This window comes from Gordonia sp. UBA5067 (genome assembly GCF_002414845.1).
GTDB lineage: Bacteria > Actinomycetota > Actinomycetes > Mycobacteriales > Mycobacteriaceae > Gordonia > Gordonia defluvii.
Genome location: NZ_DIAX01000028.1, coordinates 74,615 through 100,806, shown reverse-complemented (window position 1 = coordinate 100,806; position 26,192 = coordinate 74,615). Strand labels below are relative to the sequence as shown.

The 26,192-nt window shown below is 68.7% G+C and carries 27 protein-coding genes and 1 pseudogene; 4 read left to right on the top strand and 24 right to left on the bottom strand.

What is annotated here, in order from left to right; genetic code table 11:
* From B4M62_RS04510 to nadA, 17 genes and pseudogenes are all read right to left on the bottom strand, one after another.
* Positions 1-409 (bottom strand): annotated as a pseudogene (locus tag B4M62_RS04510) (pyridoxal-phosphate dependent enzyme); the annotation flags it as partial.
* A 2-nt stretch (positions 410-411) separates the two neighbouring features.
* A complete protein-coding gene (gene trpC / locus B4M62_RS04505; RefSeq protein WP_290705718.1) occupies positions 412-1,230 on the bottom strand; it encodes an indole-3-glycerol phosphate synthase TrpC in 819 nt (272 codons plus the stop codon).
* Between the two features lie 75 nt (positions 1,231-1,305).
* Positions 1,306-1,983 (bottom strand): TIGR02234 family membrane protein, encoded by a 678-nt coding sequence (locus B4M62_RS04500; RefSeq protein ID WP_290705716.1) that lies wholly within the window; start codon positions 1,981-1,983, stop codon positions 1,306-1,308.
* Positions 1,980-3,554 (bottom strand): anthranilate synthase component I, encoded by a 1,575-nt coding sequence (locus tag B4M62_RS04495; protein ID WP_290705714.1) that lies wholly within the window; start codon positions 3,552-3,554, stop codon positions 1,980-1,982. The genes B4M62_RS04500 and B4M62_RS04495 overlap by 4 nt, the downstream gene beginning before the upstream one ends.
* The gene (locus B4M62_RS04490) at positions 3,551-3,730 is read right to left on the bottom strand and encodes a tautomerase family protein (RefSeq protein ID WP_290705712.1); all 180 of its coding nucleotides are present in this window, start codon (positions 3,728-3,730) and stop codon (positions 3,551-3,553) included. Before B4M62_RS04490 ends, B4M62_RS04495 begins: the two co-directional genes overlap by 4 nt.
* 7 nt (positions 3,731-3,737) lie before the next feature.
* The gene (gene hisI / locus B4M62_RS04485) at positions 3,738-4,112 is read right to left on the bottom strand and encodes a phosphoribosyl-AMP cyclohydrolase (protein ID WP_290705710.1); all 375 of its coding nucleotides are present in this window, start codon (positions 4,110-4,112) and stop codon (positions 3,738-3,740) included.
* Positions 4,109-4,912 (bottom strand): imidazole glycerol phosphate synthase subunit HisF, encoded by an 804-nt coding sequence (gene hisF, locus B4M62_RS04480; protein ID WP_290705708.1) that lies wholly within the window; start codon positions 4,910-4,912, stop codon positions 4,109-4,111. The genes hisI and hisF overlap by 4 nt, the downstream gene beginning before the upstream one ends.
* Positions 4,912-5,733 carry an inositol monophosphatase family protein gene (locus B4M62_RS04475; protein ID WP_290705706.1) on the bottom strand — a complete coding sequence of 274 codons (822 nt, stop codon included), beginning with the start codon at positions 5,731-5,733 and terminating at the stop codon, positions 4,912-4,914. Before B4M62_RS04475 ends, hisF begins: the two co-directional genes overlap by 1 nt.
* Complete coding sequence (gene priA / locus B4M62_RS04470) at positions 5,733-6,479, bottom strand: bifunctional 1-(5-phosphoribosyl)-5-((5-phosphoribosylamino)methylideneamino)imidazole-4-carboxamide isomerase/phosphoribosylanthranilate isomerase PriA (protein ID WP_290705704.1); 747 nt, start codon at positions 6,477-6,479, stop codon at positions 5,733-5,735. The genes B4M62_RS04475 and priA overlap by 1 nt, the downstream gene beginning before the upstream one ends.
* 14 nt (positions 6,480-6,493) lie before the next feature.
* Entirely contained in the window at positions 6,494-6,769 is a 276-nt protein-coding gene (locus B4M62_RS04465; RefSeq protein WP_290705702.1) for a hypothetical protein, read from the bottom strand.
* Positions 6,766-7,410: an imidazole glycerol phosphate synthase subunit HisH gene (gene hisH, locus B4M62_RS04460; RefSeq protein WP_290705700.1), complete on the bottom strand. Its 645-nt coding sequence runs from the start codon at positions 7,408-7,410 to the stop codon at positions 6,766-6,768. Before hisH ends, B4M62_RS04465 begins: the two co-directional genes overlap by 4 nt.
* Positions 7,407-8,045: an imidazoleglycerol-phosphate dehydratase HisB gene (hisB, locus tag B4M62_RS04455; protein ID WP_290705698.1), complete on the bottom strand. Its 639-nt coding sequence runs from the start codon at positions 8,043-8,045 to the stop codon at positions 7,407-7,409. Before hisB ends, hisH begins: the two co-directional genes overlap by 4 nt.
* Positions 8,045-9,169, bottom strand: a complete 1,125-nt coding sequence (locus B4M62_RS04450) for a histidinol-phosphate transaminase (protein ID WP_290705696.1) — start codon at positions 9,167-9,169, stop codon at positions 8,045-8,047. The genes hisB and B4M62_RS04450 overlap by 1 nt, the downstream gene beginning before the upstream one ends.
* Positions 9,166-10,494 carry a histidinol dehydrogenase gene (gene hisD / locus B4M62_RS04445; RefSeq protein ID WP_290705694.1) on the bottom strand — a complete coding sequence of 443 codons (1,329 nt, stop codon included), beginning with the start codon at positions 10,492-10,494 and terminating at the stop codon, positions 9,166-9,168. Before hisD ends, B4M62_RS04450 begins: the two co-directional genes overlap by 4 nt.
* A gap of 291 nt (positions 10,495-10,785) precedes the next feature.
* Entirely contained in the window at positions 10,786-12,165 is a 1,380-nt protein-coding gene (locus B4M62_RS04440; protein WP_290705692.1) for an NAD-dependent succinate-semialdehyde dehydrogenase, read from the bottom strand.
* A gap of 53 nt (positions 12,166-12,218) precedes the next feature.
* Positions 12,219-13,082, bottom strand: coding sequence for a carboxylating nicotinate-nucleotide diphosphorylase (gene nadC / locus B4M62_RS04435; protein WP_290705690.1), 864 nt, complete (start codon positions 13,080-13,082; stop codon positions 12,219-12,221).
* A complete protein-coding gene (nadA, locus tag B4M62_RS04430) occupies positions 13,079-14,113 on the bottom strand; it encodes a quinolinate synthase NadA (RefSeq protein ID WP_290705688.1) in 1,035 nt (344 codons plus the stop codon). Before nadA ends, nadC begins: the two co-directional genes overlap by 4 nt.
* A gap of 161 nt (positions 14,114-14,274) precedes the next feature.
* Here nadA and B4M62_RS04425 point away from each other — a divergent pair, with 161 nt between their 5' ends.
* A complete protein-coding gene (locus B4M62_RS04425) occupies positions 14,275-14,991 on the top strand; it encodes an NUDIX hydrolase (RefSeq protein WP_414651775.1) in 717 nt (238 codons plus the stop codon).
* 14 nt (positions 14,992-15,005) lie between these two features.
* Here B4M62_RS04425 and B4M62_RS04420 read toward each other — a convergent pair whose 3' ends face one another.
* Genes B4M62_RS04420 through B4M62_RS04395 form a run of 6 tightly spaced genes read right to left on the bottom strand, consistent with a single transcriptional unit; the run spans position 15,006 to position 20,059 of the window.
* A complete protein-coding gene (locus B4M62_RS04420) occupies positions 15,006-15,623 on the bottom strand; it encodes a DUF2567 domain-containing protein (RefSeq protein WP_290705686.1) in 618 nt (205 codons plus the stop codon).
* Positions 15,620-15,874: a hypothetical protein gene (locus tag B4M62_RS04415; RefSeq protein ID WP_290705684.1), complete on the bottom strand. Its 255-nt coding sequence runs from the start codon at positions 15,872-15,874 to the stop codon at positions 15,620-15,622. Before B4M62_RS04415 ends, B4M62_RS04420 begins: the two co-directional genes overlap by 4 nt.
* A gap of 3 nt (positions 15,875-15,877) precedes the next feature.
* A complete protein-coding gene (bioB, locus tag B4M62_RS04410; RefSeq protein WP_290705682.1) occupies positions 15,878-16,915 on the bottom strand; it encodes a biotin synthase BioB in 1,038 nt (345 codons plus the stop codon).
* Positions 16,912-17,664, bottom strand: a complete 753-nt coding sequence (gene bioD / locus B4M62_RS04405; RefSeq protein WP_290705680.1) for a dethiobiotin synthase — start codon at positions 17,662-17,664, stop codon at positions 16,912-16,914. Before bioD ends, bioB begins: the two co-directional genes overlap by 4 nt.
* Positions 17,661-18,791 carry an 8-amino-7-oxononanoate synthase gene (locus B4M62_RS04400; RefSeq protein WP_290705676.1) on the bottom strand — a complete coding sequence of 377 codons (1,131 nt, stop codon included), beginning with the start codon at positions 18,789-18,791 and terminating at the stop codon, positions 17,661-17,663. Before B4M62_RS04400 ends, bioD begins: the two co-directional genes overlap by 4 nt.
* Positions 18,788-20,059 (bottom strand): adenosylmethionine--8-amino-7-oxononanoate transaminase, encoded by a 1,272-nt coding sequence (locus B4M62_RS04395; RefSeq protein ID WP_290705674.1) that lies wholly within the window; start codon positions 20,057-20,059, stop codon positions 18,788-18,790. The genes B4M62_RS04400 and B4M62_RS04395 overlap by 4 nt, the downstream gene beginning before the upstream one ends.
* A gap of 112 nt (positions 20,060-20,171) precedes the next feature.
* On the opposite strand from B4M62_RS04395, the gene B4M62_RS04390 reads away from it, so the two are divergent.
* From B4M62_RS04390 to treY, 3 genes are read left to right on the top strand one after another with little or no spacing between them, the layout of a single operon-like run.
* Complete coding sequence (locus B4M62_RS04390; protein ID WP_290705672.1) at positions 20,172-20,789, top strand: TetR/AcrR family transcriptional regulator; 618 nt, start codon at positions 20,172-20,174, stop codon at positions 20,787-20,789.
* Positions 20,790-20,829: 40 nt separating this feature from the next.
* Entirely contained in the window at positions 20,830-23,064 is a 2,235-nt protein-coding gene (locus tag B4M62_RS04385) for an acyltransferase family protein (protein WP_290705670.1), read from the top strand.
* Positions 23,065-23,081: 17 nt separating this feature from the next.
* Entirely contained in the window at positions 23,082-25,403 is a 2,322-nt protein-coding gene (gene treY, locus B4M62_RS04380; protein ID WP_290705668.1) for a malto-oligosyltrehalose synthase, read from the top strand.
* Positions 25,404-25,419: 16 nt separating this feature from the next.
* On the opposite strand, the gene B4M62_RS04375 is transcribed toward treY, so the two are convergent.
* Positions 25,420-26,145: a hypothetical protein gene (locus tag B4M62_RS04375; protein ID WP_290705666.1), complete on the bottom strand. Its 726-nt coding sequence runs from the start codon at positions 26,143-26,145 to the stop codon at positions 25,420-25,422.
* Between the last annotated feature and the right edge of the window lie 47 nt (positions 26,146-26,192).

The window sequence follows — 26,192 nt, the reverse complement described above, 5'->3', positions numbered from 1 at the left end:
CGCCGGTCTCGGCGATGACGCGGGTCTTGCCCATCCGCTGGGCGAGCAGCGCCTGGCCGAGCACATTGTTGATCTTGTGTGAGCCGGTGTGGTTCAGGTCCTCGCGCTTGAGGAACAATCGCGCCCCACCGGCAAACTCGCTCAGTCGCGCCGCCTCGTACAGGGGCGATGGCCGACCGGTGTAGTCCCGCTGAAGTCGGTCCAGTTCACCCAGATACGCCTCGTCGGTACGCATCTTCTCGTACGTGACCGTGACCTCGTCGATGACGGCCATCAGGGCCTCGGGGACATGACGACCCCCGTAGACCCCGAAGTGCCCACCGGCATCGGGCTCGACGGAGGTGCGGGTCACGATGCCCGCGCTGGCAGACGGATAGGGCGAGGCGCCCGGGGTAGTCGAGGAGGCCATTGCTATCGGGCGGGCTTGGGGCACGACGGGTGTGTGCCGGCGGTGACCAGTTCCGAAACCGCGGCACGCGGGTCACCACTGGTGACCAAGCCCTCGCCGACGAGAACGGCGTCGGCCCCCGCCCCGGCGTATGCCAGGAGGTCGGCGGTGCCGCGAATGCCGGACTCAGCCACCTTGATGACCTCGGTGGGCAACCCGGGCGCGATGCGCGAGAACGAATCCCGATCGACCTCGAGGGTTTTCAGGTTCCGCGCGTTGATTCCGACGACCTTCGCACCCGCCTGGAGCGCACGGTCGGCCTCTTCTTCGGTGTGCACCTCGACGAGAGCGGTCATGCCCAGCGACTCGGTGCGATCGAGTAGCGACTCGAGGACGTTCTGCTCCAGTGCGGCGACGATCAACAGGATCACGTCCGCACCGTGCGCGCGGGCCTCGTGGATCTGGTACGGGCCGACGATGAAATCCTTGCGCAGGATTGGCACGTCGACGGCCGCGCGGACGGCGTCGAGGTCGGCCAATGATCCGCGAAAGCGCCGCTCCTCGGTGAGCACGCTGATGATGCGGGCGCCGCCCTTTTCATAGATGCGGGCCAATTCGGCCGGGTCTGCGATATCGGCGAGCTCACCACGCGACGGGCTGGCACGCTTAACCTCGGCGATGACACCGATCCCGGGCTGCCGCAGCGCAGCCATGGCATCGCGCGGCGCCGCCGCCGCCGCCGATGCCTGCTTGATCGCCGCATAGTCGACGACCGCCTCACGCGCGGCGACATCGGCTCTGACGCCCTCGATAATCGAATCGAGCACCGTCTGCTCTCCCATTGACGTCTCACCTCGCTGACATGCCTCGGGTTTGGTCTTCCTGATGTGTCTCAGGGTAGCGAGGTGCCCGCCGGACTACTCGGTCGGGTCAACGCCGCCGTCCAGGCTGTCCCACAGGATGCGTTCACTGCCGTCGGCCGGCTGCCCGGCGGCCTCGGCTCGCCTCCGTCGATCGCGCTCGGCGAACACCTTGCGCTCCAACTCCTCGCGCCGCGCCGCGGGCGACTGATACTTCGACGACATGCCCGCACCGCGCGCGGCCCGCAGCGCGAAGACCGCGGCCGCGAGAACGAGGGCGGCCGCCACCAGCACGATCGCCGGCGCCCACGGGTTCGTCGTGGTCAGCAGCACGCGGAATCGTGACGCGAGGCCGATTGCCCGCGCCGCGTAATCGCTGTTGACCGGTGTCGTCATCAGCGCGACCGCGGGGATCGCGGTCACGATCGCACCCAGTCCGAGCACGATGGCGAAGACGCGCAGCGCCGCGCCCCGCAGCGACCACACCAGGGCGATGGAGGCGAGCAGGGCCAGGGCGGCGGGCGTCAGCCAGGGACTCCAATCCGAGCCCTTGACATCGAAGCTGCGCATCGGCGACAGCCCGTCCTCGGCGTCGACCCGCGCCCACGAAACGCGAGAGGCGATCCACAGCCCGAGTGCGGCCAGTCCGAGCAACACCGACGCGACGGCCTTCTCGCCGACTCGACTCGGCGAACCGTCTCGCTGGTCGGCGTCCATCGATCCGTCGGGCGTCATGATGGGTCCTCTTTCCGTCCCAGCCCGCGCATCGTTTCAGCGGCGGCAATCGCGTTGAGGACCGCACTGGCCTTGTTGCGGGCCTCGTTGTACTCGTATTCGGGGTTGCTGTCGGCGACGACGCCCGCCCCGGCTTGCACGTAGGCCTTTCCGTCGTGCAGCAGTGCCGTGCGGATGGCGATTGCCGTGTCGGCATCCCCGGCGAAGTCGAGGTAGCCGACGACGCCGCCATAGAGTCCGCGACGCGTGATCTCGTGTTCCTCGATGAGTTCCATGGCCCGCACCTTCGGCGCGCCCGACAGCGTCCCGGCCGGGAAGCAGGCGGTCACCGCATCGAGGGCAGTCCGGTCCTCGCGCAGCCGCCCGGACACCGTGGACACCAGATGCATGACATGGCTGTACCGCTCGATGTGGCTGTAGTCGCTGACCTTGACCGAGCCCGGTTCGCAGACCCGTCCCAGGTCGTTGCGGGACAGGTCGACGAGCATCAGGTGCTCGGCCCGTTCCTTCTCGTCGCCGAGCAGATCCTTCCCCAGCAGGATGTCCTCCTCGTCATCGCGACCGCGCCAGCGCGTCCCCGCGATCGGGTGGGTGGTGGCAACCCGGTCAGCGACAGTGACGAGCGCCTCGGGCGAGCTTCCGACGATGGTCACCGGATGCTCCCCCGCACCGACCGTGTCGGGCATGCGTAGCAGGTACATGTATGGGCTGGGGTTGGTGGCGCGCAGCACCCGGTACACGTCGAGCGGATCCGCATCGGTTGTCATCTCGAACCGCACCGACGGCACCACCTGGAATGCCTCGCCGGCCTCGATATCGCCGACGAGTGTCTCGACCACCTCGCTGAAACCGGCCAGATCGCGCTGGGCAGTGTAGTTCGGCGCCGGCCGGTCGTAGACCGACACCGTTGACGGGGTCGGCGCGGCGAGCGCCTCGGTCATCCGGTTGAGCCGCGTCACCGCATCGGCGTAAGCCTCATCGACATTCTCGTCGCTGCCGTTCCAGTTCACCGCGTTGGCGATCAGGATGATGGTGCCCTCGTGGTGGTCGACGGCCGCAAGATCGGTCGCCAGCATCAAGAAGAGGTCCGGCAGTCCCAGATCGTCGACAGTGGTCTCGGGCAAGCGTTCCAGGCGGCGCACCATGTCATACGCCATGAATCCGACGAACCCGCCGGTGAGGGGCGGCATGTCCGGGAGCGGGTCGGTGGCCAGCAACTGCAGCGACGCCGCAAGCGCCGCGAGTGGATCTCCGCCACTCGGCGCACCTGCGGGGACCGTGCCCCACCAGCTGGCCGCACCGTCGACGACGGTCAGGGCGGCGGGCGCCCCCGCACCGATGAACGACCACCGCGACCACGACCGCCCGTTCTCGGCGGACTCCAGCAGAAAGGTCCCGGGCCGGTCGCCGGCCAGCTTCGCATACGCCGACAGCGGCGTTTCGGAGTCGGCAAGGACGCGGCGGGTGACCGGTACGACGCGATGGTCGACGGCGAGGTCGCGGAACTGCTCAATCGTGGTTGTCGACGACGACATTCCCGTAGTCGTGGCCTCCTGGGTGTCGTTCGTCATCCGAGCGGCTCGCCCCCGACGCCCCACTGGGTGCGTGGCACCTCGGTGATGGTCACCCACACCGAGTCCGGATTCTTTCCGGTGGCCTTCGCATAGGCCTCGGTAACCGCGGCGATCGTCTCGCGCTTGGTCGCGTCGGACAGCCCGGGGGTCTGGGAGATCTGAATCAGTGGCATCGCGACCTCAATTCTGCGAGTCGGGGTGGAAGAGTTCATCGGTGTCGAAGCAGCTGTGGTTGCCGGTATGACAGGCCGGGCCGGTCTGCTCGACGACCAGCAGGACGGTGTCGCCATCGCAGTCCAGGCGCACCGACTTCACCCGCTGCGTGTGTCCGCTGGTCTCGCCTTTGACCCAATACTGCTGACGCGAGCGCGAGAAGTACGTGGCGGCGCCGGTCGTCAGGGTACGGTGCAGTGCCGCATCATCCATCCACGCCTGCATCAACACGGTCCCCGTACCCTCCTCCTGCGCGACGGCGGCAATCAGCCCATCGGCGTTGCGCTTGAGTCGTGCGGCGATGTCCGGATCCAGCCGGCCATCGTCCTCGGCGCTACTCATATCCGCGCCGCCATTCCGGTCGTCCGCACGGTGATGCCCTCGTCGGCCATCGCAGCCTTCACCGCGCCGATGGTCAACTCGCCGAAATGGAACACCGAGGCGGCAAGGACCGCGTCGGCGCCGGCGCGCACAGCGGGAGCGAAATCGTCGGCCTTGCCCGCACCGCCGCTGGCGATGACCGGAACGTCGACGACCGCCCGCACCGCGGTCAACATGGCCAGATCGAAGCCGGTCTTGGTGCCGTCGGCGTCCATCGAGTTGAGCAGGATCTCCCCCACGCCCAAATCCTGGCCGCGGCGCGCCCACTCCAGCGCGTCGATCCCGGTACCGCGGCGACCGCCGTGCGTGGTGACCTCCCAGCCCGACGGGGTGGGCGTGCTGCCGGCCGCCGTGGGCACCGTGCGCGCATCGACCGACAGGACGATGCACTGCGAGCCGAAGCGCCGGCTCATCTCCCGGAGCACCTCTGGGCGCATAATGGCCGCGGTGTTGACGCTGACCTTGTCCGCACCCGCGCGCAGCATCGCATCGACGTCGGCGACCTCGCGGATGCCACCGCCGACGGTCAGCGGGATGAAGATTTCATCGGCGGTCCGCTTGACCACCTCGATCATCGTCGAGCGCCCCGCACTCGACGCCGTGACGTCGAGGAACGTCAGCTCGTCAGCACCCTCGGCGTTGTATCGGGCCGCCAACTCGACCGGGTCGCCCGCGTCGCGCAGATTCTCGAAGTTGACACCCTTGACCACCCGGCCGTCGTCGACATCGAGGCAGGGAATCACCCGCACCGCCACACTCATCAGCTCTCCCAGTCCTGTCCGGTCACCGAGTCGATCAGCGCGATCAACTCGTCGTGCACTCCCGGCGCCGCGGCGACCACGGACGGCGACGTGACCGTCCACGGGTTCCCCGCGACATCGGTAACGATGCCGCCAGCAGCCCGGACCAGCGCAGCACCGGCCGCGTTGTCCCACGCGTGGCGGCCAAAAGTGATGGCCCCGTGATACGTTCCGGCGGCGGTAAAGGCGAGGTCGACCCCAATACTGCCCGACATCCGGAGCCGCGACGCCTGTCCGCTGAGCGTCGCGAGGACTTCGATCCGCCGTGGGCCGGGGTACCGCCCGCCCAAACGCTCATTAAAGGCACCGAACCCGATCACCGACTCGCGCAGCGAGGCGGGCGCCAGCGGCTCGAGCCGACGTCCATTGCACGTCAGACCGCCCTCTGCGTATCCCACGTAGCGGCGGTCGAGCAGCGGCAGCCAGGTCAGCCCGAGGAGTGGCTCGCCGTCCGCGCACAGCCCGACGAGCATCCCCGTCATCGGACTCCCGGTGGAATAGTTGAACGTCCCGTCGACGGGGTCGACGATCCACACGAGGGCCTCGTCGACCGGCGGTCCACCGAACTCCTCACCGTGGCACGGCAACCCGGTTCGCCCGGTCAACTCGTGGCTGATGAACCGTTCGAGGTCGAGGTCGACCTGGGTCGCGAAGTCCCGATCGCCCTTCCCGACCACGCCGGGTGCGCCACGATCGGCGCAAAAGCGCGGGCTCGCCTCGTCGAGGATGGACGCAGCGGTTGCGGCGAGTGTAACCAGGTCGGGGCTGAATCGGGTTACCATCAGGCGCCTCCGCGCACCGCCGCCAACGCCTCGGGCAGAGTGAACCGGCCGGCGTAGAGCGCCTTGCCGATGATCGCGCCCTCGACTCCGAGGTCACACAGGCCCGCGATGGCGGTCAGGTCGGCGAGTTCGGAGATGCCGCCGGAGGCGACGATCGGTGCACCCGTGCGGTGCGCCACCTCGCGCAGCAGGTCAAGGTTGGGTCCGCTCAACGTCCCATCCTTCGACACATCGGTGACGACATACCGCGCGCACCCCTCGGCGTCGAGGCGGCCCAGCGTCTCCCACAGGTCGCCGCCTTCGGTCACCCAGCCGCGTCCGCGCAGCTTCCAGGAGTCGCCATCGGCGGTGACATCGAGTCCGATGGCAATCTTGTCGCCGTATTCGGCGATGGCCGCGGCGCACCACTTCGGGTTCTCGATCGCAGCGGTGCCCAGGTTGACGCGCGCGCAGCCGGTGGCCAGGGCCGCCGCCAACGACTCGTCGTCGCGGATGCCGCCAGACAGTTCCACCGCCACCTCGAGGTCGCCGATCACCTCGGCCAGCAGCGCCCGGTTGTCGCCGCGACCGAAGGCCGCATCAAGGTCGACCATGTGCACCCATTGCGCACCGTCGCGCTGCCAGGCAAATGCCGCATCGCGCGGCGACCCGTAGGACGTCTCGGTGCCGGCGGCCCCGCGCAGCAGGCGGACGGCCTGGCCGTCGGCGACGTCGACGGCGGGCAGCAATTGAAGTGCGGTGGCCATGGGTGGCGGTGTTCCTATCGGTGGCGGGGATCGTCGGGCTGCGCCGGGTCGGGTGTCGCGGCGGTGTCTTGCGTGAGCCGCTCCGCGGCCGTGTTGACAATGCGGTTGGCGACGATACCGATAGCCGCGACAGTGCCGGCAATGGCCACCACGGTGACGGCCAGCGCCAGCCAGCGATGCACCAGGGCGGCCGCCCAGATGAGCGGCAACGAGACGATCAGTACCGCTAGACCGGCACCCAGCGACGACATGGCCAGACGGATGAACGAGAACTCGTAGCGCTGACTCACGACAGACCCCGGCACCAGTTGGCCAACAGGTGGAGCCCGACCTCGCCGGACTTCTCCGGGTGGAACTGCGTCGCACTGAGCGGCCCGTTCTCCACCGCCGCGAGGAACCGCGAGCCGTGCGTCGCCCAAGTCAGCTTTGCCGCCGGGATCGGGGAGGCGGGATCCTCATCGAGGTCCCACGACTGCGCGGCGTACGAGTGCACGAAGTAGAACCGCTCAGCGGCATCGATCCCGTCGAACAGCAATGAATCCGGTGCCGCCTCAACCGTGTTCCAGCCCATATGCGGCAGCACCGGGGCGTCGAGCCGGGTAACCGTCCCCGGCCACTGGCCGCTCCCGGCCGTTTGGATCCCAAACTCGACGCCGGAGGTAAACATGATCTGCATGCCGACGCAGATGCCGAGCACCGGACGCCCCCCGGCCAGCCGCCGCCCGACGACCTGCGGCCCGCCGACCTCGGTGAACCCGACCATACAGGCCTCGAAAGCGCCGACACCGGGCACCAGTAGCCCGTCGCACTCTGCTGCCGCGGCCCGATCTGCGGTCACGGTAACCCGGGCACCCACATGCTCGAGGGCACGCTGGGCCGAGCGCAGGTTGCCCGATCCGTAGTCCAGAATCGTCACCGTCGGCGGGCTCACAAACTACCCTTCGTCGACGGAACCCCACGCACGCGCGGATCCGGCTCGCACGCGGCACGCAAGGCGCGGGCGACTGCCTTGTACTGCGCCTCGGTGATGTGGTGCTGGTCGCGGCCGTACTCCACGCGCACGTGCAGGGCGATGCGCGCATTGAGCGCCAGCGACTCGAAAACGTGCCGATTGATCACAGTCGAATAGGGTGCGCCAGCCTTGTCTCCCTCCGGCGCGCCGGGAATGATCGCGGTCAGCAGGTGCTCGGGCTCCCCGGCATGGACGAAGTACGGGCGACCGGAAACGTCGACGACGGCCTGCGCGAGGGTCTCGTCCATCGGGATCCACGCGTCACCGAACCGGCGAATGCCCGTCTTGTCGCCGAGTGCCCGTGCGAACGCCTGTCCCAGGACGATGGCGGTGTCCTCGACGGTGTGGTGCGCCTCGATCTCGGTATCGCCGTGCGCCTGGACCGTCAAATCGAAACTCCCGTGCTGGCCGAAGGCAGTCAGCATGTGGTCGTAGAACGGCACCCCGGTGGAGATATTGGTCTTGCCGGTGCCGTCGAGGTTCAACTCGACGACGATCGACGACTCGCGGGTGGTGCGCTCCACCCGGGCGGTGCGCGGGGCTTGGTCGCTCATCAGAGCCTCACTAGGTCGGTTGGGGCCAGCTTTTCGCTAACCCGCAGGAATGCGTCGTTCTCGGTATCCAACCCGATGGTGACACGCAGGCGGCCCGTGATTCCCGGATCACGGATCAACACGCCGTCGTCGAGATAGCGCTGCCAGCTGGCCGCTGGGTCGGCGAAGTCGCCGAACAGCACGAAGTTCGCATCCGACGGTGCCACGTCATAGCCGAGTTCTCCTAGCCGGGCCACGACACGGTCGCGCTCGGCGACGATCCGGGCCACCCCGGCGAGCGTCTCGGCACGGTGGCGCAGCGCCGCACGCGCCGCGGCCTGGGTCTGTACCGACAGATGATAGGGCAACCGGACCAGCAGCAGCGCGTCGACAACGGCCGGTGCCGCGGCCAGGTAGCCGAGGCGGCCGCCGGCGAAGGCGAAGGCCTTGCTCATCGTCCGCGAGACGACGACCTTGGCCGGGTAACGGTCGATCAACTCCGCCGCGCTGGGCTGATCGCTGAACTCCGCGTACGCCTCGTCGACGATGACGATGCCCGGTGCCGCGTCGACGAGTGCCGCCAGGTCGCCGTTGGGGATCGATGCGCCGGTCGGGTTGTTCGGCGAGGTCAGGAAGACCACGTCCGGCGCGAGCCGGGCGATCTCGCCCAGCGCATAGTCGATATCGAGGGAGAAGTCGGCCGCGCGCTTGGCCGCGAGCCACGTCGTGTCGGTACCGTCGGCGATGATCGGGTGCATGGAGTACGACGGGACGAAGCCCATCGCGGTGCGCCCCGGCCCGCCGAAGGCCTGTAACAGCTGTTGCAGGATCTCGTTGGACCCGTTGGCCACCCATACGTTCTCGGTTTTCAACCCGACGCCGGTCGCGGCCGACAAATACTGCGCGAGGTCGGCCCGCAGCGCGACGGCGTCCCGATCCGGATAGCGGTGCATTTGCGCCGCCACCGCGCGCACCGATTCGGCAACATCGTCGATGAGCGCTTGCGACGGTGGGTGCGGATTCTCGTTGGTGTTCAGTTGCACCGGCACGTCGAGTTGGGGTGCCCCGTAGGGCGACTTACCGCGCAGATTGTCCCGCAGCGGCAGTTCGTTCAGGGTGATCTGACCGCCCGGCGTCGCGGTCACGTGGTTGTCCGGCGGATGAAGCGCCTCTTGACGGCGTCGCCGTGCGCGGGCAGATCCTCGGCCTCGGCCAGGGTGATGACTTGATCGGCGACGGTGCGCAGCGCAGCCTGGTCATAGTCGATGACGTGGACGCCTTTGAGGAAGGTCTGCACCGACAGTCCCGAGGCGAACCGCGCCGAACCCGAGGTCGGCAGCACATGGTTGGACCCGGCACAGTAGTCGCCGAGGCTGACCGGCGCGTAGGGGCCGACGAAGATCGCCCCAGCGTTGCGGATGCGGTCGGCCACACCGGCGGCGTCGCGAGTCTGGATCTCCAGGTGCTCGGCGGCGTACTCGTCGACGACGCGCAACCCGGCCTCCAGGTCATCGACGAGGACGATGCCCGACTGTGGGCCGGTCAGCGCCGTCGCGACCCGCTCGGCGTGTTTGGTCGTCGCGGCCTGGGCGGCGACCTGCTCGTCCACCGCATCCGCGAGTGCCTCACTGTCGGTGACCAGCACCGACGCGGCTAGCACGTCGTGCTCGGCCTGGCTGATGAGGTCGGCGGCGATGTGCGCCGGGTCGGCCGAATCGTCGGCGAGGACGGCGATCTCGGTCGGACCGGCCTCCGAGTCGATCCCGACGACACCGCGCACGAGCCGCTTGGCCGCGGTGACGTAGATGTTGCCGGGGCCGGTGATGAGGTCGACGGGGTCGAGTTCGGCGCCGTCGACCTCTTGCCCGCCGTAGGCGAGCAGCGCGACGGCCTGCGCTCCGCCGACGGCCCACACCTCGTCGACGCCGAGCAGCGCGCACGCAGCCAGGACCGCCGGATGCGGCCAGCCGCCGAAGTCGGCCTGCGGCGGTGACGCGACGACGAACGAGGCCACCCCCGCCTCCTGCGCGGGCACCACGTTCATGACGACGCTCGACGGGTAAACGGCGTTTCCACCGGGCACGTACAGTCCGACACGGCGCACCGGAATCCACTTTTCGACGACCTGCCCACCGGGTGCGACCTGCGTCGTCACCGTCGAACGACGCTGGTCTGCGTGCACGACGCGCGCTCGGGCGATCGACTCCTGCAGGGCGGCGGTGACCGCGGGGTCAAGATTGGCCGCGGCCTCGGCGATGACCTCCGCGGGAACCCGCACCGAGGCCGGGCGCACCTTGTCGAAGCGCTCTCCGTAGTCGAGGGCCGCGGAAGCACCATGGTCCTTGACGTCCTGCACGACCGGCGAGACCGTGGACAGCACGGCGTTGACGTCGGTACCGCCGCGGGGCAGCGCCCGGCGCAGCTGGGCCGCCGTGGGCGTGGTGCCGCGAAGGTCGGTGCGGGAGAGCATCAAGACTCCTGATGGATTAGCCGGGCCCACCGCGGTTTGCGAGGGACTCCCACCAGGATATGCGGTCGGCGGAAACGCTTTTCGGCACGGCTGTCCTGGTGCCCCTTCCGCCGCTGTGACTGACCTACCGGGTTTGCCGATCGTGCCCGGAATTTCGTCGATCGTGCCCTGCTGCGAGGAGTGGTGGGCCGAGCGGGCGGAGAAGCTGATGCCCGCCGCGGCGATCGCCCCGGGGGATGCCGACTGGACGGTCGGCCACCGTTCTAGCGGGTTGGCCCGATGCCCGTGCACCTACCCCGCGCTGGCGACCCGGCGCAGCTTCAGGTTCGCGAACTCGCCCAGGCCCCACGGCCCGAGCTCGCGACCGTATCCCGACGCCTTCACGCCGCCGAACGGCAGACCGGGCAGCGAGGTGCCGTGCTCGTTGATCATCGCCATCCCCACGTCGAGCCGGTCGGCGAGCTCACCGGCCTTGGCGACATCACTGCTCCACACCGAACCCGACAGGCCGTAATCAACGTCATTGGCCAGCTTGACGGCCTCATCGGGGTCGGCGAAAGAGTAGACGACGGCGACGGGTCCGAAGATCTCCTCGCGGTACGCGGCCATCTCTGGGGTGATCCCGGTCAGCACGGCGGGGGCCATGAAGGCGCCCGGTTGATCGAGCGCGTCACCGCCGGTGTGCAGGGTGGCGCCCTGGGCAACAGCATCCTTGACCTGCTCGACAACCCGGTCGCGCGCGGCGACCGAGGACAGCGGTCCGATATTCGTCGCCGGATCGGCCGGGTCGCCCACGGCCATGGCCTCGATGGCCGCGGTCAGGTTGGCGACGAAGTCGTCATAGATGTCTTCGTGGACGATGAAGCGCTTGGGCGAATTGCACGCCTGCCCGCAGTTCATCATCCGGCCGGCCGCGGCGCCCGCGGCAGTCGCCGCGACATCGGGGGTGTCGAGAAGGATGAACGCATCCGAGCCACCGAGCTCGAGTACCGACTTCTTCAAATGCTGCGCGGCCGTCTGCGCGACCGCCGCACCTGCACGCCCACTCCCGGTCAGCGACACGCCCTGCACACGACGGTCCCCGATCATGGCGGCGGCCTGCTCGTTGCTGGCGTAGACGTTGATGTATGCGTCAGCCGGCACGCCCGCAGCGTGGGCGATTTCCGCCATCACCGCCGAGCTCGCCGCACAGATCGGCGCGTGCTTGAGGATGACGGTGTTGCCCAGCAACAGGTTGGGCGCCGCGAACCGCGCCACCTGGTAATACGGAAAGTTCCACGGCATGATCCCCAAGAGGGGGCCGATTGGCTCACGTGTCACCGTCGACTCGGCCGCGCCCTGCGGGGCGAGCTGCTCGGTCTCGAGCTGCGCCGGGCCGTTCTCGGCATACCAGTCATAAATCATCGCCGTCAGCGCGAGTTCGCCGTGCGCCTGCGCGAGCGGTTTGCCCATCTCCTTGCTGATCAGTGCGGCGAGTTCGTCGGCGCGGTCGCGGTAGGCCTGCGCGGTCGCTCGCAACATGGCCACCCGGTCCTCGACGGCTGTGTGCCGCCACTCCTGATACGCGGCGGCCGAGCGGGCCAACACGTCGTTAACGTCGTCGTCACTCATGGTCGCGAAGGTCTGCTCAACGTCACCGGTCGCGGGGTTTTCAGTCACATATGCGGTCATGCCCCAAAGGTACGCGGCGCCTCTTCGATACGACGGTGAGTTCGGGTTCGCACCTACATGTCTAAGCCAAGGTCGAGCACGGTAACCGAGTGGGTCAGCGCGCCGACGGCCAGGTAGTCGACGCCGGTCCCCGCGTAGTCGGCAGCGACATCGAGGGTGAGCCCACCCGAACTCTCCAACTTGGTTGCGGGCGAGCGGGCATCGCGTCGCTGGACGGCCATCTGAGTCGCCCAGAGGGGGAAATTGTCGAGGAGGACGAGGGTGGGCGTCAGCGCCAACACCTCGTCGAACTGGTCGAGGGAGTCGACCTCGACTTCGACCGGGATCTCCGGCGCGGCCTCGCGGACCGCCTGTAAAGCGGCGGCGACGGATCCGACGGCCGCCACGTGGTTGTCCTTGATCAACGCCTCGTCGCCCAGACCCATCCGGTGGTTGACTCCCCCGCCGGCGCGCACCGCCGCCTTCTGCAGAAAGCGCATCCCGGGCAGCGTCTTGCGCGAATCACGGATCTTCGCGTTGGTCCCCTCGACGGCCGCGACCCACTCGGCGGTTGCGGTGGCAATCCCCGACAGGTGACACAGCAGGTTCAGCGCGGTGCGCTCGGCAGTCAGCAGCTCCCGCACCGGCGCGCGCAGTGCCAGCACCGTGTCGCCGGGAGCGACGCGATCACCGTCGGCGAGTTCGGCGGTAACCCAATAGCGGCTGGCGCCGATCACCTCGTCGAAGACGGCGCGCACCACCGGTACCCCGGCGACAACGCCATGTGCCCGGCTGACTATTGCCGCTTCGGCGATGGCGTCGGCCGGGATCGTCGCCACGGTGGTGACGTCGGGGCCGTAGCGCAGGTCCTCGTCGAGTGCAATGGCGATGAGCGCCCGGACCTCGTCGGTGACGATTCCGGTGGGGGCATCAGTCATTCGCCCGAGCCGGGGTTGCCGATCGCGATCATCTTCTCGACACTGGCGCGGGCGCGGGCCGCGACGGCCGGATCGACCTCGACCTCGTCGCGCCCGGTAACCAGGCAGCGCAGCAGCGCAGCCGGGGTGATCATCTTCATGTACGGGCAGGATGCCCGACCGTTGACCGGCTGGAAGTCGACACCGGGCGCCGCCTTCCGCAGCTGGTGGAGCATGCCGATCTCGGTGGCGACGAGTACCTGCGACGCCTTCGTCTCCCGTGCCGCGTCGAGCATGCCGCCGGTGGACAGGATCTTCACCTTCTCCGCCGGCACGGCACCCTCGCCGGCCAGGTAGAGGGCAGAGGTGGCGCAGCCGCATTCGGGGTGGATGAACAGGTCGGCATCGGGGTGCGCCTGCGCCTGCTCGGCCAACTCATCGCCGTTGATCCCTGCGTGCACGTGGCATTCGCCGGCCCAGATATGAATGTTGTCCCGTCCGGTCAACCGCCTGACGTGGGCGCCGAGGAACTGGTCCGGCAGGAAGAGCACGTCTCGGCCGGGGTCGATGGACGCGACGACGTCGACGGCATTGCTCGACGTGCAGCAGATGTCGGTGAGTCCTTTGACCTCGGCGGTCGTGTTCACATACGACACCACGACGGCGTCGGGGAACTCGGCCTTCCAGGCGCGCAGGTCGTCAGCGGTGATCGAATCGGCCAGCGAGCACCCGGCGCGGGCATCGGGAATCATCACCCGTTTGTCCGGGCTGAGAATCTTGGCGGTTTCGGCCATGAAGTGGACGCCGCAGAAGATGATCTCGTCGGCGTCGGCCTCCGCAGCGATCCGTGACAGCGCCAGCGAGTCACCAGTGTGATCGGCGATGTCCTGAATGGCGGGCAGCTGGTAGTTGTGCGCCAGGATCGTCGCGTTGCGCGCCGCAGCCAGGCGCCGCACCTCTTCGGCCCACTGCGGCGTAGCCTCCACACCGGTATAACCGGCCGGACCGTCGGTCCACGTCAGGCTGCTCGTGAAGTCTGCGGCAATGCTCACGTCATTTCCTCCTTCGCCCCGGGCTGGGCGATTCAGGGACTTTTCGACTATGAGTCGAAAACCTGATTCATGTTACCACCCGAACAATTTCAACTGTTCCCGCGATCGGGCCGGTACGCCGTGGCAGAGCAGTCGCACACCCGGCCCCTATGATCAGGCTCGTGACCTCCCCCGCCGACCCGTCCCCCACTGCGGTGCGCCTCGAAGTGCGTTCCGCGGCGCTGCGCGTCGACGACGGGCCACACAGGTCGGCCCCGCAATTACAGGTGCTGCTGGTCCGGTCCGCCGATTCGCAGGGCTGGGCGCTGCCCGGCGGTCCGATCGACGGTGCCACCGATATCGCCGACACCGCACTGACCAGTCTGCGGGAGCAGGCCGACGTCGCCGCGGTGGCGCACCTCGAACAGTTAGAGGTGTTCTCCGCCCCACATCGGGTGCCGGGTGTTCGAACCGTCGCGTCGACCTACCTGGGACTGGTCCGACCGCAGACGCCGGCGCGCGAGGCGCAATGGACGCCGGCGCGCGGGGCGCAGTGGCACGACGTGGAGGCCGTGCCGCCGCTGATCGCCGATCACGCCGCGATCGTCGCCGCGGCGCACCACCGGCTGGCCGGCAAGCTCTCTTACACCAACATCGCATTCGCGCTCGCCCCTTCCGAGTTCCCGATGTCCGAGCTATCCGGGATCTACTGTGCGGCGCTGGGCTATCCGGTCGACACCACCAACCTCCTGCGAATCCTGTCGCGCCGCGCGGTCATCACCGCCACCGGCGGGGTCCGGCGCACCCGCGGCGGCGGGCGCCCACCCGCGCTGTACCGGTTCACCGACACCTCGCTGCGGGTCACCGACGAGTTCGCGACGCTGCGCCCGCCGATGTGACCGACCCGGCTCGGTCAAACGGAGTCCGCGTCCAACGTCGGGTCACCGGCAAACAGGGCATGGAAAAGATAGACCAGCAGGGCCATCGTCGGCATCAGGACGAGGAGGACTCCCGGCGCCCCCACCGCCCCGTCGACGGGGGCGGCCAGCCACAGCTTCGGCCCGTGCAGGAATGTCTCACCCGCCGGCAGCGTGGTCGGATCGGGCAGGCGGATCCGCAGGGCGGCGTGCGCCACCTCGATCGCGAGCCCCGAGGAAACGACCGTGGTCGCGGTCAGCGCCAGTACCCCGATCGGGCCGCGCCACGTTCGCGCCAACCACCAGAACGCCGAGCCCGCAAGAACGCCGATCGCCAACAGGCCCATGCTGAACCAGCCGATGCCGTCGAAGTAGCGGCTCATCTGATCCGACGGCACCGCCGCCAGGCCTGCCCGGACGACGATCCCGACGGGCATCGGCGCAGTGTAGGCCCACACGATTGCCGCGATCGCGCTCACCAGCGCGACGCCGACGACCAACCGGATCAGCTGCGCGGACACCAAGACGTTGGCGCGCCAGGCGCTGGCGCCATGGCCCGAGCCCACCGGCAGGCCCGGATCGGGACCGGGCGCCAGCATCACCGGCTCACTCATCGCTGCTCCAATTCGCTGGAATCCACGGTCCCGTGGCGCGAGCAACGCGCCCGCCAGCCGTCGGGTCGCACCTGCACGACCATGCGCCGCCCGCATTGGCCGCAGTAGCGCGGCGGCTCGAGGCCCAGGCGCGCGGTGGTGGGCACCGCTTCATCGGATTGCAGTTCGGATTCGATCCCCGTGTATACCCCGTATCGGCGCGGGGTGGCGAGGGGACCTGGGGTGGCGGGCACAGGCTCGGCAGGTGTCATCGGCTACAGGGTGTCGTTGAGCGCCTTGATCGGCATCGACAGGTCGTCCAGCAGATCGAGGTCCGCTTCGGCCGGCCGCCCCAGCGTGGTCAGGTAGTTGCCGACGATAACCGCGTTGATACCGCCGAGGATGCCCTTCTCCGCACCCAAATCACCCAGCGTGATCTCGCGCCCGCCGGCGAACCTCAGGATGGTGCGCGGCAACGCGAGCCGGAACGCCGCCACCGCTTTGAGCGCCTCGGCCGCCGGCAGCACCTCGAGGTCGCCGAAGGGGGTGCCGGGGCGCGGATTGAGGAAGTTCAACGGCACTTCGTCGGGTTCGAGTTCGGCGAGATCGGCGGCGAACTCGGCGCGCTGCTCGAGGGTCTCCCCCATGCCGAGGATACCGCCGCAGCACACCTCCATGCCGGCTTCGCGCACCATGCGCAGGGTGTCTGAGCGCTCCTCCCACGTGTGGGTGGTGACCACGTTGGGAAAGTGCGATCGGGCCGTTTCCAGGTTGTGGTTGTAACGGTGCACGCCCATGGCCGCGAGTTCGTCGACCTGCTCTTGGCTGAGCATCCCCAGACTGCAGGCGATCTGGATGTCGACCTCGTTGCGAATGGCTTCGATGCCCGCCGCTACCTGGCTCATCAGCCGTTTGTCCGGCCCACGGACCGCCGCGACGATGCAGAACTCGGTCGCGCCGGTCTTGGCGGTCTGTTTGGCAGCCTCCACCAGGGACGGGATGTCGATCCACGCGCTGCGCACCGGCGAGGCGAACAGCCCGGACTGTGAGCAGAAGTGGCAGTCCTCCGGGCAGCCACCCGTCTTGAGGGAGATGATGCCCTCGACCTCGACCTCGGGTCCACACCAGCGCATCCGGACGTCGTGGGCCAGCGCCAGCAGTTCCTCGAGCCGCTCATCGGGCAGGCGCAGCACAGCGAGCACCTGCTCTTGTGACAGGCCGGTGCCGCCGTCGAGAACCTGCTCGCGGGCGACCGCCAGAATGTCGGCAGTGTCGGCCGGCGGGACCGCCGATGTGGTTGATGTTGAGGTCACGGTTGAACTCCTTTGTCTGCTCGGCGGATCGTCCGCGCGATCGGTGAAAGGACTGGACTGGGAGTCCAGTCGGGGTCGAACCACGATGGGGCCCGATCAACGAACTCGTCATGTCCCAGCACACCGACGCCTGCGGGCAGCGTACCGATCACCGGCACGCCGGTGACACGCGGCAAGTCCTCGGCGTTGCAGCTCATCGCCAGGTCGGGCGCGGTCGGCCACGACCCGATGATGAGTCCGGCCGGCGTCAACCCACGGGAACGGATCGCGCCGACGGTCAGTTCCGCGTGGTTGAGGGCGCCCAGTGCCGGTGAGCAGACCACCACGATCGGCGCGCCGACGTCGGCGGCAATGTCGAGGACGGTCAGCGGCCCGGTCTCGCCGCCGACATCCGCCAGCCGGACCAGGACTCCCCCGGCCCCCTCGACGATGGTGACGTCGTGGGTGGTGGCCGCCTCCGCTACGGCGGCGGTGACCCGGGCCCGGTTCACCGCGGGTAGTCCCGCCCGGCGTGCGGCGACGTCCGGCGCCAACGGCTCGGGGTAGCGGGCACACTCGACAGTGCTCACCGGTCCCGCCAACTGCCGCACCTGGGCGAGGTCACCCGGTGCCCCCGGTCCGACGCCGGTCTGGGCGGGTTTGACGACGGCGATCCGCTGTGCGCCGCGCGCGCGGGCCCGCGCGACGAGCGCCGCCGTGGCGACCGTCTTGCCGACGTCGGTCGACGTCCCGGTGACGACGAGGATCATGCGCTCACCGCCGCCCGGTGCCGATTGACGACCGAGGCGACCCGGCCGATTGCGGCTCCGTCCAGATCGGCCCGGGCGGTGATCCGCAGCCGTGACGTTCCCACCGGCACCGATGGTGGCCGGAAACAGCCGACGAGCACCCCATCGGCCCGACAGCCGGCGGCCAGCGCGGCAGCTCGATGCGGGTCGCCGATGATGAGTGAAACGACCGCGGCCGCCGGCTCGCCGCCGCCGCAGGCGCGAGCAAGTGCGGCAGCGTTGGCCCGCACCCGCTGCGGCAATGACGGCTCCTCGCGCAGCACGCGCAGCGCGGCACGAGCAGCACCAACGGCCGCCGGGTTGAGGCCGGTGTCGAAGATGAATGGCCGGGCGGTATCGATCAGGTGCGCGCGCAGCGCCGCCGGCCCGAGGACCGCACCCCCCTGCGCGCCCAGCGATTTCGACAGCACCGTCGTCATGACCAGGTCGGGGGCACCCGACAGCCCGGCCTCGGCGATCACCCCGCGACCGCCCGGACCGCGCACACCGAGCGCATGCGCTTCATCGACCAGCAGTGCCGCACCGTGTGCTCGGGCGACGCGATACAACTCGGGGACGGGGGCGATCTCGCCGTCGATGCTGTACACCGAGTCCGTGACGACCAATGCTCGGTGCCACCCGCCGGCCGACAGCGCCGCCCCGACCGCGGCGACGTCACCGCGGTCGACGACGACGACCTGTGCGCGCGAAAGCCGGCACCCGTCGATGAGCGAGGCGTGGGCGCCGGCATCGCTGACGATGAGGTCGCCGCGCCCGACCAGCCCGGTGATCGCGCCGACGTTGGCGAGATAGCCCGACGAAAAGCACAGCCCGGCATCAAACCCCGCGAAGTCGGCCAGCTCCGCTTCGAAGTCGATATGCAATGTGGTCGTCCCGACTACCAGCCGCGAAGCCGTGGCGCCGGCGCCGAAGTCGGTGAGGGCGGACTGCGCGCCGGCGACCACGCGCGGATCGGTCGACAGGCCCAGGTAGTCGTTGGACGCGAGGTTGAGCAGGTCCGAGTCGCGGCTGCGGATCAGCGGTTCCCGGTGGAGTCCGGCCCGATCGCGGTCGAGGGCGGCGGCGGCGAGCCACCCCAGCCCGCTCATGTCCGCACCACCGCGGCGATGCCCCGGCAGATCGACGCCACGTCGTCAGCGCTGCTGATGTAGGGCGGCATGGTGTAGACGAGGTCGCGGAAGGGCCGCAGCCACACCCCGGCGCCGACAGCGGCGGCGGTGGCGGCAGCCATGTCGACCGGCCGATCGAGTTGGACGACGCCGATCGCGCCGAGGACTCGCACGTCGCGAACCCCGGCGGTACCGGCGAGCGGCTCGAGCCCGGCACGCAGACCGTCGCCGATCGCCGCGACCGAGTCGCGCCACGGGCCGTCGAGCAGCAGGTTGACCGAAGCCAACGCTACCGCGCAGGCCAGCGGGTTGCCCATGAAGGTGGGGCCGTGTGCCAGCCCACCGGCCTCCCCGGCGCTGATCGCCTCGGCGATCTCGGTGGTGCACAGGGTTGCCGCGAGCGTCAGATAGCCGCCGGTGAGGGCCTTGCCGACACACATGATGTCCGGTGTCACCGCGGCATGACCGGCGGCGAACAGTTCACCGGTACGACCGAAGCCGGTGGCGATCTCGTCGAAGATCAGCAGCACGCCGACCTCGTCGCAAGCCTCGCGCAGCACCCGCAGGTACCGCGCGTCGTGGAACCGCATCCCGCCGGCACCCTGGACGATCGGCTCGACGATGACGGCCGCGAGTTCATCGGCGTGTGCGCCGATCGCGTCCCGCAGCGATTGTGCGTACCCCTCTTCGTAGCCGGTCGGCGGCGCATCGACGAACACCTGATGGGCTAGCACGTCGGTCCACATGGCGTGCATGCCGCCGACGGGGTCGCAGACGCTCATCGGGGTGAACGTGTCCCCGTGATAGCCCCCGCGCCAGGTCAGCAGCCGAGTCTTGCCCCGCCGTCCCCTGGCCCGCCAGAACTGGAGTGCCATCTTCGCGGCGACTTCGACGGACACCGAACCCGAGTCGGAGAAGAACACTTTGTCCAGACCGGCCGGCGTGATCTCAACCAGGCGCGCGGCCAGTTCCACGGCGGGCCGGTGCGTCAGTCCGCCGAACATGACGTGACTCATCGCGCCGAGCTGCTCGATCGCCGCGGCGTCCAGAACCGGGTGCCGATAGCCGTGGATCGCCGCCCACCAGGAACTCATCCCATCGACGAGGCGGCCGGCCTCGGTTTCCAAGTGGACCCCGTCGGCGGAGTGGACGATCAGCGACGGAACGGCCGCCGGCAGGGCGCCGTACGGGTGCCAGACGTGATCAGCGTCGATCTGCGCGAGCGAGGTGCCGACCGGTGCGGACATGGGCGCGATCCTCCTCTGCGTCACGGAACACACCTCACCGGCCAGGTGAGGCGTCCTGTACACCGTACAGGGCCGGTGTCCGGCGGAAACCGGCACCCGCTACGGTGGTCGGGTGGCGATCAATCGAAGCGACGTACTGGCCGCGGCACGCGAGATTCTTTGCCGCCACAGCCTTGCCGACCTGTCGATGCGGCGACTGGCCGCCGAGCTGGGGGTATCCCCCAACGCCCTCTACTGGCACTATCCCGACAAACAGACACTCCTGGCCGCCCTCGGCGACGACATCCTCTCCCCGGTCGCGGCGCCGCCGGCCGGCCTGCCCTGGGACGACCGCCTCGAATCACTCGCTCGGGACATGCGCGCCACCCTGACCGCCGTCCCCGACAGCGCCGAACTCGTCTCCTCGAGCTGGTCGAGCGGCCTGTCGTCGATGACGGTCCTCGACCACCTCACCGAGGCGGCGAGCGCGGCCGACCTCCCCGAACGGGCCCGGCGAGGCCTGGTGACCGCGATCGCACAGCTGGTCATCGGGCTCACCATCGAGGAGCAGACGCGACGCCAGATGACCCGGCTGGGCGTAACTGGGCCGACCGAGCGGGACTACGACGCGGAGTTCGCCGACGCGCTGGAGATCGTTCTGCACGGCGCCCGACAGATGGCCATCACCCAGGCCCCGGACGCCGATACCGCGCAAGCCCGCCAAAACGCCCCGGCAATCACCCTGGCCTGAGGCCTCTCTCAGGTTGGGCGTGGTAACTTCGCTCACCGTGGTGGACCCTGGAACCAAGTCCCGCAGCACTCCCGCTGCCCAGGTCGCCGACGCCGCCGCCCAGGCCTATCGCTGGGATCTAGACGGTTTGCGCGGCGTCGCGATCCTGCTGGTGGCCTGCTTCCATGTGTGGTTCGGCCGCGTCTCCGGCGGCGTCGACGTCTTCCTCGCCCTGTCCGGGTACTTCTTCATCGGTTCGCTGCTGCGCCACTCCGTCGCCGCCCAGTCTCCGCTGATGACCTACCGCGACGCGATCGATCCCTGGCCACGCCTCAAACGCCTCCTCAAGCGCCTCCTGCCCGCGCTGTACACCGTCCTCATCGGCGTCGCGATCCTCACCGTCGTAGTCATCCCGCCGACTCGGTGGGGCAACATCGGCAGCGAACTGATCGCCTCGGCGGCCTATTACCAGAACTGGTTCCTGGCCTTCAACTCCCAGGACTACCTGGCCGCGAGTTCGGCGAACAGCCCGCTGCAACACATCTGGTCGATGTCGGTGCAGGGCCAGTTCTTCGTGGTCGTGCTGCTGTTGGCGCTGATCAGCGCGGCGCTCCTCAAACTTGCCGCCGCGCCGCTGGCCCGCCTGGGTACCGAGCGCAGCGTTCGGCTGATCGTCGGGGTGCTCGTCCTCGGCCTCGCTGCGACGTCGTTCTACTGGGCGTCGATGCGCCACGGCGTCGACCAGCCGTTCAACTACTACGACACGTTCGCGCGCGCGTGGGAGCCGCTCGCGGGCGGGCTGCTCGCGGTGTGGATGCCCCGGGTCCGAGTGCCGAACTGGATTCGCAACACCGTGGGTGGGGCGGCCCTCGGCCTCATCTTGTCGTGCGGATGGTGGATCGACGGCGTCAAGCAATACCCGGGGCCGATGGCGCTGGTCCCGGTCGGCGCGACGGTGGCGCTGATCTGGGCCGGCGCCACCGCGTCGACCAAGCCGCGGACCGACGGATCGGTACAACGCCAGCCGGCGGTATCGCGGATGCTGGCCACGCCGCAGGGGATCTGGCTGGGCAACATCGCCTACTCGCTGTATCTGATCCATTGGCCGCTCCTCATCTTCTACCTCACCTGGCGCGACAAGAACCACGCCAACTTCGTCGAGGGCACGACGATCCTGCTGGTTTCGGTCCTGCTGGCGTGGTTGTGCAAGCGCTACATCGAGGATCCGGTACGCCACTCCCGGCGCCCCGAACCCCTGCTGCGCGGGGCAACGCCACCGGTCGACGGCGCCCGCCACCCCGGTTCGCTGCGCCGACGGATGTGGAGTTACAGCCGCGTCGTAACCGCCGTGCTGCTCGTGGGCGTCGCCACGATCGGCGTGTCCACCCAGGTGTGGGCGCGACACGTCTCGTCGCAGGTGGTCGACACCGCAAAACTCGACCCGCGCCTCTACCCGGGGGCCCGCGCCCTACTCGACGGCTGGCCGGTGCCCATGATGCCGCCGCAGCCCTCACCGAACGTCGCCGACCGGGACTTTCCCGAAACCAGCACTGACGGTTTCATGTCGAACTTCCTCGACAACGACATCCACGTCGGCGTCTACGGCGACAAGAACGCCACGCGCACCATCGCCCTGGCCGGCGGCTCACACGCCGAAATGTGGATCACCGCGATGAATATCCTCGGCAAGCGCTACGGCTTCAAGGTCAAGACCTATCTGAAGATGGGTTGCGCGCTGACCACCGAGCGCGTGCCCAAGAAGTCCGGCACCGACAACCCCTATCCGGAATGCTACGACTGGGGACAGCGAGTCGTCGCCAAAGTCATCGCCGATCACCCCGATGCGGTAATGACGACGTCCACCCGGCCGCGGGACCGGCATCCCGGTGACTGGATGCCCGATGCCTACCAGCCGATCTTCACCGACTTCATGGACGCCGGGATCCCGGTGATCGGCATGCGGGACACGCCGTGGCCGCGCGATCGCCACGGCGAGGGCTTCGTGACCCCGGTCTGCCTGTCCGACGGCGGCGATGCGCTCAGCTGTGGCACCGTCCGAGCGTCGGCGCTTTCTCCGACGGATCCATCGATTCCGTTCGCCCAGGCGCATCCGGGCCTGTTCCACCGGATCGACATGACCGCAGGCATCTGTGAGCCCGAGATCTGCCCGGCGATCGTCGGCAACATCGTGGTGTACAAGGATTACCACCACCTGTCGGCAACGTATGTCCGCAGCCTCACCGACGAGCTGGGCCGCCAACTCTCCGAACAGATCGACTGGATCGGCCATCACTGACCGGTAGGGTTGCGGTTGTGGCGAAAACCTCCGCGCTGGTCGCGACCTACCGCGTCCAGCTCGGTCCCGACTTCGGGTTCGCCGACCTGCGGGCGGTACTGAAACCCATTGCCGCGCTCGGAGTCAGCCACCTGTATCTGTCCCCGATTCTGGCGGCGACACCGGGTTCGTCACATGGCTATGACTGGTCTCCGCCGGCCCGGATCAACCCAGAGCTCGGTGGGCCCGACGAGTACGCCCGGCTGCGCGCGTCAGCCGTCCGACGCGGTCTGGGCATGATCGTCGACATCGTCCCGCAGCACGTCGGTATCGCCGATCCCGCTGCCAATCCGTGGTGGGCTGACGTGCTGCGCCACGGACTCACGTCACCGTACGCCTCCTGGTTCGACCTGCTGCCCTCCCCCGAAGGGGTCATCGAACTGCCGGTACTGGGGGATGACGGAATCAATGCGGTCGCCCTCGACGGCGACGGCAACCTGGTCTATCACCAGCGCGTGTTCCCAACCGGGCCCGGCACCGTCCATCCCGGCGATAGCCCGGCCGCCGTTGCCGCCCGCCAGCACTACCGCCTGCTGCCGCATGCGAGTGGCCGCTACGGCTACCGCCGCTTCACCGACGTCACCGATCTCGCTGCGCTGCGCGTCGAGCTTCCCGAGGTGTACGACGCCACCCACGGCTGGCTGCGCGATCTGGTCGCCGACGACCTCCTCGACGGCGTGCGGGTGGACAATCTTGACGGATTCGCCTACCCCACCGCCTACCTGCAGCGCCTCCGGGCAGACTTGGGCCCGGACCGGCTGATCTACGTGGAGAAGACCCTGGCCCCACTCGAACAGCTGAACCCGGAATTCGACGTTGACGGCACCACCGGTTACGACCAGCTGGCCATCATCGGCACACCGTTCACCTCCAATGCGGGCCTGCGTGAACTCACCGAACTGTGCGAGGTCACCACCGGGATCGCCGGCGATGCCACCTGGGCACTGTTGGAGCAGCAGAAGCTCAAGCACGAGGCCCTGGCGTTGCACTACAGCGCCGAGCACGCCCGACTGGCGGTGACCCTGGCCGACGCCATCGGCGACCAGTCGCCATCGATCACCGACCTGTGTGCGGCGAGCGCCGAACTGATTGCGCTCATGCCGGTGACCCGACCCGACCAGCACCTCGCGTCCGGCTTGATCCGGGAAATCGGCCAGGTGGTCGCCGACGGCGATCCGCTTGTGCGCGAATCGATTCCCGTCATCGTCGACGCCTTCGAGCACAATCCGGCTGCGGGCGCCGAGCTGGGCCAGCTCTGCGCGTCGGTCTATGTGACCGCAGTGGAGAACACCCTGTTCTACCGCAACCCGCGCCTGGTTTCGCTCAACGAGCTCGGCTGCCAAGCCTGGCTGGGCCTCCCTGAAATGTCGCGATTCCACACCGCCAACCTCGAACGGGCCGTGCGACACCCACGAGCGTTGAGCACATTGACCACCCACGACACCAAACGCAGCGAAGACGTCCGGACCAGGATCAGTATGTTGTCCCAGGTACCGCAACGGTGGGCCCTGACGGTGGGGCAGCTCATGCGCGCCGCCCCGGCCCCCGATCCCGCCACCGGAATGTTCCTGTTGCAGAACCTGTTCGGCGCGTGGCCCGTGGACGAGGACGGACCGGTTGAGCCCGACGAGCACTGGCGCCACCGGATGCGGGCCTACGCTGTGAAAACGGTGCGCGAGGCTGGCGAGCACTCGTCGTGGGCCCGGCCCGCGACCGACTTCGAGGAACGCCTCACCGCATGGATCGATGCGGTTACCGCCCCTGCGGCCAGTGGCCCGCTCATCGATCTCGTCGGGCTGACCTTCGACGCCTGGCGCGCCGATGCGACGGCGCGAAAGGTCGTCAGCCTGCTGTGCCCGGGTGCCGGCGACATCTATCAGGGCACCCAGTGGTGGACTGATTCACTGACCGACCCCGACAACCGCGGTCCGGTCGACTACGACCGCAGCCTCGACCACCCCAAGAGCCGGGCGATAGTCAATGCGCTGGCCGTACGTCGGCGCCATCCCACCTCGTTCGGCCCCGGTTCGACCTACGTGCCGCTGACAGCGGGTGGCGAAGCCGCCGATCGCATCCTCGCCTTCGGCCGCGGTCCATCCGTGGAACGGGGGCCGCGCGTCGTCGTCGCCTGCGCGCGCCACACCTACAGTTTTGCCCACGAGCCGCAGGAATCGACATTCCTCGAGTTGCCCGACGGCACCTGGCACGATCGCGAGGGACATCGCCGATTCACCGGAGTCGTCGCCGTTTCCGAGCTACTCGAACGCGACCACCCGGTGGCCGTACTCGAACAACGGTAACGCGCCTGTCGCGCGATCAGTTCGGGGTCGGTGCCGGCGCACCCGGCGCCGGCGTGCTACCCGTGGGGCTGAAGTCGCCGACGCCTTTCGACTCGGCGACCAGCCACTTCCCACCCTCACGGCGCAGATTCAGGCGCAGTGCCACGGTCCGCTTCTGCGGCGTGGGAGACAGATTCGACGTCCCCGTCGCCGTCACGATCATCAGCGCCGTCGCTTCGTTGCCGCTGATGCTCTCCACCGCAGCCGAGTCGACCTTCGCGGTGGCCTTGATCCCCTGGTCCCGAACGGCCTTTGTCTCCGCTGCGCGATCCTGGCTCAGCTCCTCGCGCATCTTGCCGGTCACGAGCGGCCCCTGAGCCTCTTTGGCCTTGTCCACCTTGTCTGAGCTGGTGTACTCGATACTGGTGACGATGAAGGTGCTGGCGGCCGACTTTACCTCGCCGAACGCCCGAATCTGCTGGCGCGCCGAGTACCATTGCCAGCCACCGATTGCCAGCAGGGCCACAACGATCAGCGCGCCGGCTGCAATGCCGGCCTTGCGCAACATCGCAGCATTGATCGTCAAGGAGAACTCACCGCCGTCTGCGGGCGTCGACGTGTCACCCACCGACGGCTCGGAAGAATCCGTCGACTCAGAAGACTCCGGCGCACTCGACGCCCGCGCCCTGCGCTTCACCGATGACAAGTCGTTGGCGGTGCCGGTCTCATCGGAGTCATCATCGTGTGGGGCAGACTTCGCCATGCGTCCTTCTTCAGGTGTCGTGGGTCCCGGTCACCGGGAGGCGGACG